The 15,658-nt window shown below is 44.2% G+C and carries 17 protein-coding genes and 1 pseudogene; 14 read left to right on the top strand and 4 right to left on the bottom strand.

Going from position 1 to position 15,658, the window contains the following annotated elements:
• Window positions 1-59: 59 nt before the first annotated feature.
• The 4 genes from AB6E78_RS16660 (at window position 60) to AB6E78_RS16645 (ending at window position 2,278) form a co-directional block, all read left to right on the top strand.
• The gene (locus AB6E78_RS16660; RefSeq protein WP_372133973.1) at window positions 60-581 is read left to right on the top strand and encodes an NADPH-dependent FMN reductase; all 522 of its coding nucleotides are present in this window, start codon (window positions 60-62) and stop codon (window positions 579-581) included.
• Window positions 582-745: 164 nt separating this feature from the next.
• Window positions 746-1,195, top strand: a complete 450-nt coding sequence (soxR, locus tag AB6E78_RS16655) for a redox-sensitive transcriptional activator SoxR (protein WP_017062186.1) — start codon at window positions 746-748, stop codon at window positions 1,193-1,195.
• 146 nt (window positions 1,196-1,341) lie between these two features.
• On the top strand, window positions 1,342-1,722 hold the full coding sequence (locus AB6E78_RS16650) for a VOC family protein (RefSeq protein ID WP_017062185.1): 381 nt from the start codon (window positions 1,342-1,344) through the stop codon (window positions 1,720-1,722).
• A 136-nt stretch (window positions 1,723-1,858) separates the two neighbouring features.
• Window positions 1,859-2,278, top strand: coding sequence for a globin (locus tag AB6E78_RS16645; RefSeq protein ID WP_017065249.1), 420 nt, complete (start codon window positions 1,859-1,861; stop codon window positions 2,276-2,278).
• Window positions 2,279-2,389: 111 nt separating this feature from the next.
• Here the strand turns inward: AB6E78_RS16645 and AB6E78_RS16640 are convergent, their stop codons facing one another.
• On the bottom strand, window positions 2,390-3,160 hold the full coding sequence (locus AB6E78_RS16640; protein WP_102320542.1) for a DUF481 domain-containing protein: 771 nt from the start codon (window positions 3,158-3,160) through the stop codon (window positions 2,390-2,392).
• 138 nt (window positions 3,161-3,298) lie between these two features.
• Between AB6E78_RS16640 and AB6E78_RS16635 the strand changes: the two genes are divergently transcribed.
• On the top strand, window positions 3,299-3,688 hold the full coding sequence (locus AB6E78_RS16635) for a DUF4345 domain-containing protein (protein ID WP_017071827.1): 390 nt from the start codon (window positions 3,299-3,301) through the stop codon (window positions 3,686-3,688).
• A gap of 9 nt (window positions 3,689-3,697) precedes the next feature.
• Window positions 3,698-5,200 carry an arylsulfatase gene (locus AB6E78_RS16630; protein ID WP_372111780.1) on the top strand — a complete coding sequence of 501 codons (1,503 nt, stop codon included), beginning with the start codon at window positions 3,698-3,700 and terminating at the stop codon, window positions 5,198-5,200.
• A 113-nt stretch (window positions 5,201-5,313) separates the two neighbouring features.
• On the opposite strand, the gene AB6E78_RS16625 is transcribed toward AB6E78_RS16630, so the two are convergent.
• Window positions 5,314-5,799: an Lrp/AsnC family transcriptional regulator gene (locus AB6E78_RS16625; RefSeq protein ID WP_019825927.1), complete on the bottom strand. Its 486-nt coding sequence runs from the start codon at window positions 5,797-5,799 to the stop codon at window positions 5,314-5,316.
• Window positions 5,800-5,921: 122 nt separating this feature from the next.
• On the opposite strand from AB6E78_RS16625, the gene AB6E78_RS16620 reads away from it, so the two are divergent.
• Window positions 5,922-6,521, top strand: coding sequence for a LysE family translocator (locus AB6E78_RS16620; RefSeq protein ID WP_016798109.1), 600 nt, complete (start codon window positions 5,922-5,924; stop codon window positions 6,519-6,521).
• A gap of 136 nt (window positions 6,522-6,657) precedes the next feature.
• On the opposite strand, the gene ahpF is transcribed toward AB6E78_RS16620, so the two are convergent.
• Both ahpF and ahpC read right to left on the bottom strand, forming a co-directional pair.
• The gene (gene ahpF, locus AB6E78_RS16615; protein WP_017065983.1) at window positions 6,658-8,250 is read right to left on the bottom strand and encodes an alkyl hydroperoxide reductase subunit F; all 1,593 of its coding nucleotides are present in this window, start codon (window positions 8,248-8,250) and stop codon (window positions 6,658-6,660) included.
• 198 nt (window positions 8,251-8,448) lie between these two features.
• Window positions 8,449-9,006: an alkyl hydroperoxide reductase subunit C gene (ahpC, locus tag AB6E78_RS16610; RefSeq protein ID WP_016798107.1), complete on the bottom strand. Its 558-nt coding sequence runs from the start codon at window positions 9,004-9,006 to the stop codon at window positions 8,449-8,451.
• Between the two features lie 505 nt (window positions 9,007-9,511).
• On the opposite strand from ahpC, the gene AB6E78_RS16605 reads away from it, so the two are divergent.
• The 7 genes and pseudogenes from AB6E78_RS16605 to AB6E78_RS16575 all read left to right on the top strand — a co-directional run.
• Window positions 9,512-10,003: a VOC family protein gene (locus AB6E78_RS16605; protein WP_372133974.1), complete on the top strand. Its 492-nt coding sequence runs from the start codon at window positions 9,512-9,514 to the stop codon at window positions 10,001-10,003.
• A gap of 307 nt (window positions 10,004-10,310) precedes the next feature.
• Entirely contained in the window at window positions 10,311-11,687 is a 1,377-nt protein-coding gene (locus AB6E78_RS16600; protein ID WP_017071678.1) for a uracil-xanthine permease family protein, read from the top strand.
• A 246-nt stretch (window positions 11,688-11,933) separates the two neighbouring features.
• Entirely contained in the window at window positions 11,934-12,425 is a 492-nt protein-coding gene (locus AB6E78_RS16595; protein ID WP_017069627.1) for a VOC family protein, read from the top strand.
• Between the two features lie 331 nt (window positions 12,426-12,756).
• Window positions 12,757-13,182 (top strand): septal ring lytic transglycosylase RlpA family protein, encoded by a 426-nt coding sequence (locus AB6E78_RS16590; protein ID WP_372104550.1) that lies wholly within the window; start codon window positions 12,757-12,759, stop codon window positions 13,180-13,182.
• Window positions 13,183-13,624: 442 nt separating this feature from the next.
• Entirely contained in the window at window positions 13,625-14,638 is a 1,014-nt protein-coding gene (locus AB6E78_RS16585; protein ID WP_372133975.1) for a manganese-dependent inorganic pyrophosphatase, read from the top strand.
• Window positions 14,639-14,882: 244 nt separating this feature from the next.
• Window positions 14,883-15,152 (top strand): hypothetical protein, encoded by a 270-nt coding sequence (locus tag AB6E78_RS16580; RefSeq protein ID WP_372133976.1) that lies wholly within the window; start codon window positions 14,883-14,885, stop codon window positions 15,150-15,152.
• Between the two features lie 67 nt (window positions 15,153-15,219).
• Window positions 15,220-15,658: pseudogene (locus AB6E78_RS16575) on the top strand (transposase); the annotation flags it as partial.

Below are 15,658 nucleotides of genomic sequence, written 5' to 3'. Positions count from 1 at the left end.
GAGCTCCGTAATTGAAGTCATGAGTGCAAAAAGGTGAGAAAAATGAACAAGGATCAACAATGAAAGTATTAGCGATTGGCGCGACCAACAGTACAACATCAATTAATCAACAACTTGCAGCGTGCACCGCAGGTTTAGTCGAAGGCGCGCAAGTCGAGGTGCTCGACCTTAATGATTTCGAGATGCCAATTTACAGCGAGAAAAGAGAGCAAGATTCAGGTGTTCATCAACACGCTCAACGCTTTTTTAGCAAGATTGGCGAAGCAGATGCTGTGGTCATCTCTTTTGCAGAGTATAACGGCTCATACACCGCAGCCTTTAAGAATTTGTTTGATTGGACATCACGAATCGACATGAAAGTGTACCAAGGCAAACCTGTTGTGATGCTCTCCACATCACCAGGCCCAGGCGGCGCAAACTCTGTGTTGTCGTCTGCGGTAAATTCGGCACCTTACTTTGATGCAGATGTGAAGGGGTCGATGTCGGTGCCAAGTTTCTACGACAACTTTAATGTAGAAACGGGTGAGATCATCAATGCCGAAATGGCCGAGAGCCTGAAATCGATCATGAGTCAGATTTAGAGAGCGAGAACACCACAATAAAACAAAGCAGCCATGTTCACGATTGCTTTTCATTGCGCCCGTTGTCAAAGTTTAAGGACATTAATTGGTTAAGGTAACAATAGGTCGCTACTCTAAAGTTAAAGTAAGCTTTAAATATTTATGATCTCAAGGATAGTGTCGTAATGAGAAACATCGTATACCTCACCATAGGCCAGTTGGCTGAGCGCAGTGGCGTGGCTCCTTCGGCGTTACGTTTTTACGAAACCAAGGGGTTGATTGCTTCGATTCGTACTAACGGAAATCAGCGCCGTTATCAGTCGGCGATGTTGAGACGAATTGCGTTGATCCAAGTCGCGCAGTCGATAGGCTTCACGCTGGAAGAGATCACCGAAGAATTATCGACACTGCCGATGAACCATACCGCGACTAAGCGAGATTGGGAGCGCGTTGCTAAGAAGTGGCAGGGGCAACTCGACAGTAAAATGGCGCAGATTAAATCGCTACAAGAGAACTTAACCGGCTGTATCGGTTGCGGATGCTTGAGTATGCAAAAGTGCAACTTGCTAAATCCTGATGATATCTTGCATGACCAAGGGCAGGGCGCACAACGAATTGTTGAACAGACTAACTGAGTTCCCGAAAGGCATGGAACAGCGAACTAAGTTTCAGGTGTTTGCTCAATGGGTTAAGCAACAGTTGTGACCGAATAGCGTGCCTAGACAAACACGAATTATAGGTCTAGTTTAGATGGTTCTTTCAATAAAAGAAGAGGTTAGTTATGTTCAGCCATGTTTTTCTCGGTACCGATGATATTGAACGCGCGAAGGCTTTTTATGACCCAATCATGAAAGTGCTTGGTTATAGCGAAGGCTCTGTTGATCCCAAAGGGCGCTGTGTTTACGTTAGCCAAACGGGTGTGTTGGGCTTAACGAAGCCGATTGATGGTCAGCCTGCGACTCACGGCAACGGTATGACGGTGGGTTTTCTTGCGTCTTCTCCCGAAGTTGTAGATGAGTGGCATCGAGTTGGCGTCGAAAATGGCGGTACCAGCATTGAAAATGGCCCCGGAGCGAGAGGTTCTGACGAGCGTCGCTTGTACATGGCTTATTTGCGAGATCCTGATGGAAACAAGATTTGTGCAACGCACTTTATGCCGTAGTTTACGTTATGCCATCGTTCATTTTATGCCACAGTGGCGTATACTTAGATCATATTGATGGTTCGGAGTTGGCTAAGTTGCGGCTCTGGACTTGTTAGCTTCCCGATAACTCAAAATTTTGCAAAGGACTGGCTAGATGAAACCGAACGAACTGTTTTATGAAAGTTTTGAGCGCTGCCGGATTGACCAAGAATTTCTCGAAACGTTTTTGGCGGATTTTTGCGAGCATAATCCAAGATTTTCAGAACGTTTTGAAAATATAGGGTTAGAGCAACAAACCAAGATGCTTAAAGCCTCGATCATTCTTATCTATAACTCTGCGGGTCTGCCGAGCGTACGAAACTCGGTAAAAAAGCTTGGGAAGCGACATAAAGATTTAGGAATGGATATCTCTGAGCAAGAACTCAACGAGTGGTTCAATTCGTTACTCAATACAGTTAAAAAATATGACCCTCACTACGATGAAAGCGTCGAACAAGCTTGGACAGAAACTCTCGAGGCCGGCTTAACTATCATGAAGAAAGAGTGCGTAGTTCCAAACACTGTGAATAACTAGGTCGTTGATGGGTAGTTTTGCTTGTTCGTTAGTTAAAACCGGCATTAACTCTTGAAAGATTGACATTGTCAGGTAAGCCTAACGATATCAGGCTTACCTCTTATTGTTTGACTAGAAATGAGCAGCCCAACCAATCAGGAACCCTTGCGATGCGGTATCGTATTCAAAGGTCCCCTTGTTCTCGTAATCAACCCAAGTTGATTTGTAGGCAACATTTAAGTCAGACCAACTGTTTATCTGGTATCGCACGCCAGTTAAGAGAGATGAGGTAAAGTTGGTGTCACTACCAAGCCCTGCATCAATGGTTGCGTGAAACTTCCAATCCTTATTGATCTGCGTAATCCATCTCACACCTACTTGGTAGTCAACCCAATCTTCATCAAGTGATCGGTCGACACTTAACCTACCACCTGAACCGTAAAGCTTGGTATCAATGTCGTTATCCCACCAACGAAGCCCAAACAGATAATCAATCGTGCCAAAATCGTATTGGTAGCGCTTAAAACCCTTCACATCTAAAACACCTTGTCGGATATCAAGGTTGCCTCTTAATAACTCTGCGTTGGATCCTAATACCGAGTTTGTTTTTCCGCTTAGTTTCATGAAGCTGTAGTCAATGTAATAGCCCCATTGATTGTCATAGTCACCCTCTAAACGCACCATTGCGGTCATATCAAGATGATCCATGATGAATGAAGGATCAACATCAACATCTGCTGACAAATTACCAATGGTGCTGTCTCCACGAATATTGAGTGCGAGCGCGTAGATTTCGAAACTATGTTGCCACTTTTTTGTATCCATCGGTGTACTTGCTTCTTGCGCACTTACGGTTGAACTAGCCATTAATACTGATGCGATTAGGTAACGCCATTTAGCCATATCGATATCCTTATCTTTTGTGTGAAGTAGCAAGTTTATGAATGTGCCTTCCGGGGGGCAATTTTCATATATGCAACTTGTATATTGCTGATTGTAGACTATGTTTTTTGAAATGAGCCAAGTTAAAAGAGTTAGGGTATGAAGCCACAGAGTATTTTCTTGTTCGTTGCAGTTTTAGGTTTAACACCTATTGCACTGTCTTATGGTTATGCCCCCGTAGTCTCTCTTGACTATCTATTTGGTATCGACGCCACACCCATCAACGTTACTCATATCTTTCGTGCAGTGATGGGGCTTTATTTGGCTCTGGCGTTGTTTTGGGTGTTTGGCGCACTGTTCAAAAAGTATCGACTGCCAGCGCTCTATAGTTTGGTGGTATTCATGTTGGGTTTAGCTGCCGGACGAGTCATCAGTTTGGTGGTGGATGGCATGCCGCATTGGCTACTTTTTGTTTATCTAATATTGGAGTTGGGCTTTGGTTTAGTTGGTTTAAAAATGATTCATAAAGAGCAATCTGAAACAGTATAAGGACATTCTATGAAAAGGATTTTCCACCTTGTTGTGATGAGTGTGTTGAGTAGCTTTTCGCTATCGGCATGGTCAGCACAAGAGCAACCGAATATTTTTGTTATCTTCACGGATGATATTGGGATCTCAAACCTGAGTGCTTATCACAATGGTGTGATGAGTAGTGAAACACCAAACATCGATAGTATTGCTGAAAAGGGCATGCTACTCACAGATTATTATGCGCAGCCATCGTGTACGGCCGGGCGCTCTGCATTCTTAACGGGGCAGTTACCAGTGCGAACGGGTATGCACACGGTGGGCTTACCGGGTGGGCCTGTTGGGCTGCATGCGGATACGCCAACACTACCAGAAATTCTCAAAACCATGGGTTACGTGACTGGTCAGTTTGGTAAAAACCACTTGGGTGACCGTGATGAATTCTTACCAACAATGCACGGCTTCGATGAGTATTGGGGCTGGTTGTATCACCTGAATGCGATGGAATACACCGAAGATCCAGACTGGCCAAAAGACGGTTCGTTGGATGCTTTTGCGCCTCGCAATGTGATTTACGCGAAATCCGATGGCAAAGGCGGACAAACCATTGAAGACGATGGCGCGCTAACTATCGAGCGTATGCGCACACTAGATGATGAAGTAAATAAGCACGCGATCAACTTCATCGAAAGGGCGGTTGAAGCGGATAAGCCATTTTTCACTTGGTACTGTCCATCACGCGGTCACGTTTGGACGCACCTGTCACCTGAATACGAAGCGATGCTCGGTCAAAACGGTTGGGGACTCCAAGAAGTGGTCATGAAAGATCTTGATGATCACGTCGGTGAGATGATGGCGAAGATGGAAGAACTCGGTATTGCTGACAACACCATCATCATTTTCACTGCCGATAACGGCCCAGAGATCATGACTTGGCCAGATGGCGGTATGACACCTTATCACGGTGAGAAAGGCACAACTTGGGAAGGTGGCGTAAGAGCCCCTGCATTGGTTAGCTGGCCGGGTAAAATCCCAGCGGGTACTGTAGGCAATGGCATCTTTGATGGTATGGATTGGTTACCCACTCTTGTCGCTGCGGCTGGTGGTCCAACAGACCTGAAAGAGAAAATGCTGAAAGGTCACGATGGCTTTAAAGCGCACCTCGATGGTTACAACCAAGTCGATATGTTGACGGAAAAAGGCGAGTCGAACCGTAAAGATATTTACTATTACGAGCGAGATAAGCTACAAGCCGTTCGAGTAGGAGATTGGAAGGCACACTTCGTGGTTCAGAATCACGGTTGGAGTGGCCCGAAAGAAGAACTTAACGCACCATTGCTGTTCAACCTGCGTCGTGATCCTTACGAGCGAGCAGCTGAAGAGTCTGGAATGTACTTGAAATGGATGGGACAGAAAATGTGGGCATTTGGCCCTGCTCAAGCCGCTATTCAGCAACACTTAGCAACCTTCGAAGAGTGGCCGCCAGTCACACCAGAATCTCCGGCTGAGAAAACCGGTGGTGTGGGGAATTAACGTATGCTCATTTCCTAGAACCTAAATAAACAAAGCCCAGCCCCTAAGTTTTAGAAATCTAGGGAGCTGGGCTTTTGTTTTGCTGAAAGAACAGGGCAGTCAGGAGAAGTGAACTAGTCCTCAAGAGGAAGCTGATAGCTGTTTTTTAGTTCTTTCACTGAGATGTTGGATTGAATCGCACTCACGCCTTTTACTCGTCTTATTGAGCTAATACGCTCAAAGTATTCTTCCAAATCTTTTGCTAACACTTGCACCATATAGTCGGCACCGCCAGCAATGCAGTGACACATCGGAATCCAATCGGTAACGGCGACAAACTCTTCGAACGGTTCTGTGTTTTCAACTTCGTGGTTACCCAAGGTCACAAGAGTAAAGCCTGCTACATGAAAACCCAGCTTTTTGCGGTTTAGCTTCGCTGCGTAACCATCGATATAACCCGTCTCTTCCATGCGTTTCCAACGGCGCCAGCATGGGGTTTCGCTGAGGTTTACCTTCTCGGCGAGTTTACTGTTACTCATGCGCCCGTCTTGTTGGATATGTCCTAAGATGGCGATATCTGTGTCATCTAACACTTCTTTGGTGGATTCTTTCTGTTTCATAGCTATTTTGGAAAAGTCTTGCTCAAATTTGGCTTAATATTAGCCTATATAGCAATTTAATTCCTAGTCGAATCTGTAAACTCTCTCCCTATAAATACTTTACTTATTAGGAGTGAGAGGAAATGAGCTCTCAATTAATGCTGGCGTTCTTGCTATTTTCAACATCAATTGCAATTACCCCTGGGGCAGGCAATATCGCATTACTTGGGATTTCAAGTCGTTATGGGTTTGCTGCGACTTTACCTTTTATCTCTGGAAACGCTGTTGGCATCATCATCGTACTGGCGGGTTCTAGTGTTGGTTTGGTGAGCCTATTTACCCTTTATCCAGAGCTATACAACATTTTGAAATACGCGGGTGCGGCTTATTTGCTGTTCATGGCGTGGTCGATTGCGAACATGCAAATCGAAGAAAGCACTACCGACAATCGTTCAGGTTTCATGTCTGGTGTGCTGGTGCAGGTGTTAAACCCTAAAGGTTGGATTGCTTCGTTAACTGTGTTTTCTCAGTTCATCACTCCGAACGCAGACTATCTGATTCAAGTGGTGACCATTATTGCTGGCATGGTGATCACGGGTGTACCGTGCATGTTGGTGTGGGCTTATTGCGGCACTATGCTTAAAAAGTTGCTGCAATCACCAAAACAGATGATGTTTGTGAACCGCTGCTTGGGTGGAAGCTTAGCAATGGTGGTTGCCTTTATGCTTTATCAACCGGCGTAAATCACAAAGAAAAAAACCACTCCTAAATCCATAGGAGTGGCGTCTAAATGTCGACTAAGTCGTTAACAGTAAAGAATTAAGTTAACAAATATTTAAGGAGCTTGAGTTAAAAGCTTTAAGCTTTTCAGTGTAAAGGTTAAGCGGTTTCAGCCTCTTTAACTGGAGCTGAGTTACGGATTAGGTGGTCAAATGCACCTAAGCTTGCTTTCGCACCTTCACCCATCGCAATGATGATCTGTTTGTAAGGTACGGTTGTTACGTCACCCGCTGCGAACACACCTTTCATTGATGTTGCGCCATGAGCGTTAATTTCAATTTCACCGCGTGGTGAGAGCTCAACTTTCGAACCCTTCAACCATTCGCTGTTTGGCATCAGGCCGATTTGAACAAAGATACCTGCGAGTTCAATCTGTTTAAGTTCATCGGTGTTGCGGTCTTTGTATTCCAGACCGGTTACACGGTTGCCATCACCAATCACTTGCGTTGTTTGTGCCATCTTGATGATTTCGATGTTTGGTGTTGCGTTCGCTTTGTCGATAAGCACTTGGTCGGCACGCAATGTGTCTGCAAATTCAAGTACGGTTACGTGTTCAACGATACCCGCTAAATCAATTGCCGCTTCGATGCCTGAGTTACCACCACCAATAACCGCTGTTTTCTTACCTTTGAATAAAGGACCGTCACAGTGTGGGCAGTAAGCGACGCCTTTATTGCGGTACTCTTGCTCACCCGGAACGTTCATTTCACGCCAGCGAGCACCGGTACTTGTGATAACCGTGCGAGCTCGTAGTGTTGCGCCGCTCTCTAGCTCAACGTGGATGTAGCCGTCTTCAGTGTCTTCTGCTGCAATGATGTTTGCAGCGCGCTGCTCAGTCATCACTTCAACACCGTACTCTTTTACGTGCTCTTCAAGGCTTGCCACTAATTTAGGGCCAGTTGTCGCTTTTACTGAGATAAAGTTCTCAATCGCCATGGTGTCCATCACTTGGCCGCCGAATCGGTCAGCAACCACACCAGTACGAATGCCTTTACGTGCTGCATAAATTGCTGCTGAAGAACCTGCTGGGCCACCACCCACAACTAACACGTCAAATGGTGCTTGTTGATTTAGGTTTGCTGCTTTCTTTTCCGCTGCGCCTGAATCAACCTTGTTAAGGATTTCAGCCAGTGACATACGGCCTTGACCAAATAGCTCACCATTAACGAATACACTTGGTACTGCCATGATGTCGCGAGACTTCACTTCATCTTGGAATGCTGCGCCGTCGATCATCGTTGTCTTAACCAGAGGATTAATCGCCGACATCATATTGAAGGCTTGAACCACTTCTGGACAGTTTTGGCATGAGAGCGAGATAAAAATCTCTACATTAAGCTCTTGATCGAGTTCTTTAATTTGCTCGATTACGTCCGCTTCAAGCTTGATAGGGTGACCACCACTATGAAGCAGTGCTAGAACCAGTGACGTAAATTCGTGACCCATTGGCAAACCGGCAAAACCGATCGCGGTGCCTTTCTCTTGGTTCACGACCTGCATGATAGGGCTGCGAGTGCTTGCGCTGTCATCGCGAGTCACTTCAATTTTATCGGTTAAAGACGAGATGTCATTCGCCAGATCTTGAAGTTTGTTCGCGGTGTCGCTGCCATCCAGGCTAAGCACTAACTGAACATTGGTTTTTAGGTTTTCTAGGTATGCTTTTAGCTGCTGCTTCATTGCTTGATCTAACATAATCGTGCCTGCTCTTAAATTCTGTGTCTTGGTATTGACCAATACCTTCTTGCTGAAAAAGGAAAATAAAAAGGGGGCGCAAGTCGGCAAATATTGTGGTGTTGATGTTTTGAAAGGGTGGCGCGCGACTGCCCTTTAGGAGGGGGGCCGAAGCGCGCCTGTAGAACCGTTTAGCTATTCTTGTTAGCTAGGCTTAGATTAAATCTTGCCTACTAGGTCTAGAGATGGAGCTAGAGTCTCTTCGCCTTCTTTCCATTTAGCTGGGCAAACTTCACCTGGGTTAGCGGCTACGTATTGTGCTGCTTTAACCTTGCGTAGTAGGTCTTCTGCGTCACGGCCGATGCCTTCAGCTGTGATTTCCATTGCTTGGATAACGCCTTCAGGGTCGATTAGGAACGTTGCACGGTCTGCAAGGCCTTGACCTTCACGCATAACGTTGAAGTTATTTGTGATGTTGCCAGTTTGGTCGCCTACCATGAAGTATTCGATAGTGCCGATTTTGTCAGAAGTATCGTGCCATGCTTTGTGAGAGAAGTGAGTGTCAGTTGATACTGAGTAAACTTCTACGCCGCGAGATTGAAGCTCTGCGTATTTGTCTTGTAGGTCAACTAGCTCAGTTGGACATACAAACGTGAAGTCTGCTGGGTAGAAGAAGAATACAGCCCACTTGCCTTTAACGTCTTGCTCAGTGATTTCTACGAATTCGCCGTTTTTGAATGCTGTTGCGTTGAATGGTTTGATTTCTGTGTTGATCATGATTTGACTCTCTTTCTAATTTATAGTGTTTAACGCTATCCCGCGTCGATGTAGATATATTGCATTGCCACCGAAAATTAGTGAAATCGGACATTTCTATAGATTCAATAGGCGAATCCTATCTTCGAAAGGAAAAGGCTATCGGTAAAAGCTATCAACAAAAACAATTAACAAAAGCCATCAAACATCAACAACTCCCAATTTAAGTAGCTATGCTCTTTAGGTTGTTCTCTACATTGGGCTTATCTCTATTGGTGTGTGTATCTATGTGTCTATGTATCTATGTATCTATGTATCTAAGTAGGTAAGTAGGCAAGGGCAGGCATGGCTTCTTTCAGCGAGCTGGGATTTGATGCTAAATCTGTAAATAACAAAAAATTATCATTAATATAATTTATGATAATTTCAGTTAATCGTCACATCTCCATATACTCTCTCCATCGAAACGAAACATCGAAGCTAGACTTCGAAAAGCACAGAATTTAAAACGAATTTGGAGCAAGTTATGAAAATGAATCACGTAGGCATCATGGTGGGTGACATGGACCAAGCAGTCGAGTTTTACACGAAAGCTCTAGGTCTAAGAATCGTAATGAACAACACCAAAGTGATGGAAGAGCGCGAATCAGCAATCGGCCGCATGTGTATCGCTGTGTTCGGTGAAGGCTTCAAAGGTTTCAACATTGCTCACCTAGTCACTTCAGATGGTATCGGTGTTGAGCTGTTCGAAATGAAAGATCGTCAAGAGCGTCATGAAGTAGATTTCTCTCGCTTAGGTATCTTTCACTTCTGTCTGCAGCTTCCAAAAGAGCAGTTTCATTCAGCGATTAAGCGTGTTGAAGAGTTTGGCGGTAAGGTTCGTATGGACATCATGCGTTACCACCCAGAAGACGAACTAAAACAAGCACAAATGGTTTACCTAGAAGACCCGTTTGGCAACCTGTTCGAGTTCTACTCTCACTCATACGAAGATACGTACGCGACTGATTACGAGTAATAGACGCCATCTACCTGTCGTAAGGTAGAAAAACCGAAACACCCCCTAAAGAGGATTGGTAGAGATACCAATCCTTTTTTTGTGTCTGCGGTATTTGGTTAGAGGTAACGAGTAAACTAGAGCAAACGAGTGCTTTGTGTGTTCTTCGTTGCACTAAAACAAGCCGACTGTGTTGCTCTATAGTGCAGCATTGGCTAGAGATGAAACTTAACTGATTGATAAGTATGATGTTAAACCATTGGCATATATGTTGCTCTATTGTCTTTATGTAAATTGTATACAATAAAAAATACATAAAGGAAGTCACATGGAACAGAACAGTGAATTGATCTACGGATTAGACGATCGACCATCAGTCAGAGCTGCCAGTTACGCAGCGTTGCAGCATGTATTAGCCAGTTTCGTTGGTATTATCACGCCCACACTCATTATTGGCGGTGTGCTTGGGTTGGGTGAGCACATTCCTTATCTGATCAGCATGGCACTCATGGTGTCTGGGGTCGGTACCTTCATTCAAGCGAGAAAAATAGGGCCAGTTGGTGCAGGGATGATTTGTGTCCAAGGAACCAGCTTTGCGTTCTTAGGATCTGTATTAGGTGCGGGCTTCCTTGTTAAAGCGAATGGCGGTGGTCCGGATGAAATGCTCGCTACCATTTTCGGTGTCTGCTTCTTTGGTGCATTTGTTGAAATCGTACTATCGCGCTTTATCGAAAAGCTCAAAGTCGTTATCACGCCCGTTGTGACTGGAATCGTTATCACGACGATAGGTATCTCTTTGATTAAAGTCGGTGTTACTGATATTGCGGGTGGCGTTGGCGCCGAAGATTTTGGCTCTGGAAGCAATCTGATGTTGGGTGCCATCGTCCTCGGAACCATAGTCGTGCTTAACCTGAGTAACAATAATATGGTTAGGCTGTCGTCGATTTTAGTTGGGTTGGTAGTTGGCTGGGGCGTTGCCATTTTGATGGGTAAAGCGTCTATGGTTTCTTTTGCATCTCAACCGCTATTGAGTATCCCTGTCCCATTTAAATATGGCTTCGCTTTTGATTGGCAAGCCTTCCTGCCGATTGCTTTTATCTACTTGATTACCGTTATTGAAACGACGGGCGACCTTACCGCCAACAGTATGTTCTCAGGACAGCCCGTAAAGGGGCCAAAATACATCAATCGACTCAAGGCTGGCGTGCTAGGTGACGGTGTGAACTCGCTTATCGCCGCTGTATTTAATACTTTTCCGAACACGACTTTCAGCCAAAACAATGGTGTGATTCATTTTACCGGAATCGCGAGCCGCTACATTGGCTACTTCATTGCCGCGATTCTTTTTCTGTTAGGGTTATTTCCCATCTTAGGTGCGGTTTTAATGACGATTCCAAAGCCAGTATTGGGCGGGGCGACATTAGTGATGTTCGGTACGGTTGCTGCGGCGGGCATCAAAATCATCGCCAATGAAAAACTGGATCGCCGCAGAATTATGACGATTGCCATCTCACTAGGCTTAGGGCTTGGGGTGATGCTAGTGCCGGATTTATTGAAAGAAGCACCCAAGCTAGTGCAAAGCATATTTGGGTCACCTGTAACCATGTCTGGTATTGCCGCGCTTGTGACTACCGGGTTGATGTCTTTGGTGCCTGAAACAAAAGCCAAGCAGATTTCGAACGTCGTACAGACCAGTAAAGCGTAACGGGCTTCTTCGTGCTGAACTAAGGATGTTTAACTAGAGCCACATGACATATGTGGCTCTCAACTTTAACTTATTGTGTGACGTGTTGGCATCTCACTTAACTTGGTAAATAACATAAAATTATCATTAATATAAATTATGATAATTTCAGTTAATCGTCGTATCTCCATATACTCTCTCCATCGAAACGAAACACCGAAGCGAGTCTTCGAAAAATACAGAATTAAAGAGAATTTGGAGAAAGTTATGAAAATGAATCACGTAGGCATCATGGTTGGCGACATGGACAAAGCAGTCGAGTTTTACACAAAAGCGCTAGGTCTAAGAATCGTAATGAACAACACTAAAGTGATGGAAGAGCGCGAATCAGCAATCGGCCGCATGTGTATCGCTGTGTTCGGTGAAGGCTTCAAAGGTTTCAACATTGCTCACCTAGTAACATCTGATGGTATCGGTGTTGAGATGTTCGAAATGGTTGACCGTGAAGAGCGTCACAACGTTGATTTCTCTCGCCTGGGCATTTTCCACTTCTGTCTACAGCTTCCTAAAGAGCAGTTTCATTCAGCGATTAAGCGTGTTGAAGAGTTTGGCGGTAAGGTTCGTATGGACATCATGCCTTACCACCCAGAAGACGAACTAAAACAAGCGCAAATGGTTTATCTAGAAGACCCGTTTGGCAACCTATTCGAATTTTACTCACATACGTATGAAGACACGTACGCGACTGATTACGAGTAATAGCGTTACTGCCTTCCATAGGTAGAAAAACCGAAACACCCCTAAAGAGGATTGGTAGCGATACCAATCCTTTTTTGTTTGAGTCATATTTAAGTGCTTCTTCATAAGAATTGGTTGATAAATCAACAGATTTAAAGCGTTGTTAAAGTTGACGTTTTGAATATAAAACCTTTCATGAATATGACGGAAGAAAGCACTCTTCATGAAAACATTGCGCAATCACACTGGTGATAGCCCTCGCTGAGAACTCACAATACTCAGTTCAATACTGCTGAACCGCACTACAATGAAAATAGATAAACATTACATGAAGAAGATCTACTGAAATAGCATGAAAAAACTAAACCTTATCTTTGCCGCTTTTCTTATTACTTTGCTTGCCGGATGCTCGTCACATGCGGCCGTCGATACTTCAAAAACAAAGGGCTATGCCAATTCACATGCGCTTGTGGGAGTGGCTTCTTGGTATGGCGATAAGTTCCATGGAAGGCTCACAGCAAGCGGTGAGACGTATAATATGAATGCGAATACTGCGGCTCATAAAACCTTGCCATTCGGCACTATCGTGAGGGTGACCAATACAACTAATAACAAGTCTGTTGATGTGAAAATTAATGATCGAGGCCCTTATGTAAAAGGCCGAGTGATTGACCTTTCCCACAAAGCATTTTCTCAAATTGGTGACGTTAAGAAAGGCGTAGTAAAAGTCAAAATTGAGATCATTGATGACAGTGACACCTTTCGATACAAGCACTAGAATCCCCTCATAACCTTCCCTTGGTTGACATCTACGATCCCTTACCAGCAACGGGAAGGGGAGGAAAAAAACCTCGATCTCGATGATTGAATAGCATATTTATGCTTACTCGATAAGGCTGCTTTTGCAGCCTTTTTTGTGCCTTTCGATAATCCATTTTTAATAAGATTATCTTATTTTCAGTATGTGGGTTGATGATGTTATGTGGTCAATAAATCAGTGTCTTAGCTTTCTTATCATTAGGGTTCATTGAAATTCATTGTGAAATAATGAAAAGCTAACCTAATCCAAGTTGAGCTTTGGTGTGATTAACAGTGAAAGCCTAAGGGCAATTACATTTAGTTACTTACTGAAGTAAAACTGAAATATTGGTGACACGGTTCTGAAATTTTTGGTGTTTAGCTTATGGGCTTCTATATCGAATTCAAATAAGGAAATACCCGTGAAGCTAACCCCTGTCGTTGCAGCCCTAATTATGTCTTTTAGCTCAGCAAGCTATGCTTTCAGTCTTCAACAATCTGCCAATGAAAACAGTGAAGATCTCGTATGGACAGGGCACCTAAGCCCAGACAGCGACACGGTAATGTCTGCGATGCTCGCGGCTCATATCTATGGCGGTACAGCGACAGTACCAGAGCCGATTAATCCAGAATCCACCTTCATCTTGAATTACTGCAATGCTGAATCACCACGCGTAGAGACAGATTACTCTTCATACCGAGTAGGGCTGGTGGATTTCAACCAAGTCACTCAATTAGCACCAACTATTGATCAAGCATCCATTGTGGCAGTGGTCGATCATCATGCGATTGGTGGCTCTCCAATTAACACCCCGCAGATTGTCGAGATGGATATCCGAGGTTGGGGTTCAGCTGCAACTATACTGGCTGACAATGCTGAAAAGCTCGATGTGACATTACCTAAACACCTCGCTTGTGTTGGCTTGGGTGCGATTCTTTCTGACACAGTGGTATTCCAATCAACAACTACAACAGATCATGATCGTGAATACGCAGAGAAGCTGGCGAAGGTTGCAGGCATTTCAGATATCGAAGACTTCGGTCAACAGATGTTGGTTGCTAAGTCAGATCTTAGCCACCTTTCTTCTGAAACCATTCTGACGCTGGATTACAAAAACTTTAAGTACGGCGGCAAACATGTGGGCATCGGTGTCGCTGAAACGCTAACCGCTCAACAACTGATTGACCGTAAAGACGAGCTTTTGGCAGCGATGAAGTCTTATAAAGAAGAGAACGGCTTAGACCATTTGTTCTTCTCAATCACAGACACGAAGAACAAAGAAGCGAATCTACTGTGGGTGGATGAAAGTGACTATCAAGTCATCAAATCGGCGTTCAATGCTGAACCAACAAGCGACATGCTGACTTTGGAAGGCGTAACCTCACGTAAGCGTCAGATTGGCCCTGCAGTTCAAAAGGCAATTGAGAGCTTGTAAGTATTAGAGAACTTTGGAAGGGATTGGTAGAGATACCAATCCCTTTTTGTTTTGGGTGTGACATTAGCGAGTAGTACTTTCTACATTAGTATTTAAAAGATCATACCAGGTATCTTAAGGCCTCTATGTTAGTGACCAGGTTCATTCTATCACTACAGGATATCATTTATGTGAATAGTCATATTTACTGTAATGATTATGTTGGGTAAGATTTGGTTTCTCCAACATAATCAAAGGTATAGGTATGTTTCCAACTAAGCTAATTGAGAAGTTCTGGGCTAGTGTGGACAAAGGGACTAGCGGTGCACTCAAGCCAATGCAGACAAGAAGAACAGGCAAAGCACTTATTGATGCTAAGCGTGATGAAATGCTGATGATTGCTCAAACTGAGAATGATGTTGCAGATATCAAATCTGGTAAGAAGAAATACACTGAAGATCGGAAGCTCATCACAGTCGAATCTGCTTGTGGGGTACCTCTGATCGAGTGTAAAGAAGATAAGGTTGAACTGTAGTGGTACGCTGAATTTGGTCACTTAGTTAGAGGTGATATCATCACCTCATAAGTTAACAGGTGACACTATGACAAAACGTACAAGAAGACTATTTAGCGCTGAATTCAAATTAGAAGCGGCACAACTGGTTCTAGATCAGAACCACTCTGTGACAGAGGCTGCTCAAGCTATGAATGTTGGGAAGTCCACGATGGATAAGTGGGTTCGCCAACTAAAAGAGGAACGTCAGGGGAAAGCACCTAAAGCATCGCCGATGACGCCTGAGCAAATTGAAATACGTGAATTAAAAAAGAAGTTAGCTCGCCTTGAAGAGCATAATGAAATATTAAAAAAAGCCACGGCTCTGTTGATGTCGGACTCACTGAACAATTCTTGATAATCAAGAAACTCAAGCAGAGCCACAGCGTAAAAATATTATGTGAAGTGTTCAATGTTCATCGAAGCAGTTATAACTACTGGCGAAAACGTCCAGTAGAAATTGATGCCGAAACAGCAAAGCTCCGTAG

It is taken from the genome of Vibrio sp. 10N.247.310.98, from assembly GCF_041467395.1.
Classification (GTDB): domain Bacteria; phylum Pseudomonadota; class Gammaproteobacteria; order Enterobacterales; family Vibrionaceae; genus Vibrio; species Vibrio crassostreae_C.
Note: the sequence above shows the minus strand (reverse complement) of the source record. Positions and strands in the feature narration are given on the sequence as shown.

Excerpts from the sequence above, each read along its gene's own strand:
- AB6E78_RS16630 (WP_372111780.1), top strand. The coding sequence starts at position 3,698 with ATGAAAAGGATTTTCCACCTTGTTGTGATGAGTGTGTTGAGTAGCTTT.
- AB6E78_RS16595 (WP_017069627.1), top strand. The coding sequence starts at position 11,934 with ATGAAAATGAATCACGTAGGCATCATGGTTGGCGACATGGACAAAGCA.
- AB6E78_RS16650 (WP_017062185.1), top strand. The coding sequence starts at position 1,342 with ATGTTCAGCCATGTTTTTCTCGGTACCGATGATATTGAACGCGCGAAG.
- AB6E78_RS16590 (WP_372104550.1), top strand. The coding sequence starts at position 12,757 with ATGAAAAAACTAAACCTTATCTTTGCCGCTTTTCTTATTACTTTGCTT.
- AB6E78_RS16635 (WP_017071827.1), top strand. The coding sequence starts at position 3,299 with ATGAAGCCACAGAGTATTTTCTTGTTCGTTGCAGTTTTAGGTTTAACA.
- AB6E78_RS16620 (WP_016798109.1), top strand. The coding sequence starts at position 5,922 with ATGAGCTCTCAATTAATGCTGGCGTTCTTGCTATTTTCAACATCAATT.
- AB6E78_RS16580 (WP_372133976.1), top strand. The coding sequence starts at position 14,883 with ATGTTTCCAACTAAGCTAATTGAGAAGTTCTGGGCTAGTGTGGACAAA.
- ahpC (WP_016798107.1), bottom strand. The coding sequence starts at position 9,006 with ATGATCAACACAGAAATCAAACCATTCAACGCAACAGCATTCAAAAAC.
- AB6E78_RS16645 (WP_017065249.1), top strand. The coding sequence starts at position 1,859 with ATGAAACCGAACGAACTGTTTTATGAAAGTTTTGAGCGCTGCCGGATT.
- AB6E78_RS16660 (WP_372133973.1), top strand. The coding sequence starts at position 60 with ATGAAAGTATTAGCGATTGGCGCGACCAACAGTACAACATCAATTAAT.
- AB6E78_RS16625 (WP_019825927.1), bottom strand. The coding sequence starts at position 5,799 with ATGAAACAGAAAGAATCCACCAAAGAAGTGTTAGATGACACAGATATC.
- AB6E78_RS16605 (WP_372133974.1), top strand. The coding sequence starts at position 9,512 with ATGAAAATGAATCACGTAGGCATCATGGTGGGTGACATGGACCAAGCA.
- soxR (WP_017062186.1), top strand. The coding sequence starts at position 746 with ATGAGAAACATCGTATACCTCACCATAGGCCAGTTGGCTGAGCGCAGT.
- AB6E78_RS16600 (WP_017071678.1), top strand. The coding sequence starts at position 10,311 with ATGGAACAGAACAGTGAATTGATCTACGGATTAGACGATCGACCATCA.
- ahpF (WP_017065983.1), bottom strand. The coding sequence starts at position 8,250 with ATGTTAGATCAAGCAATGAAGCAGCAGCTAAAAGCATACCTAGAAAAC.
- AB6E78_RS16640 (WP_102320542.1), bottom strand. The coding sequence starts at position 3,160 with ATGGCTAAATGGCGTTACCTAATCGCATCAGTATTAATGGCTAGTTCA.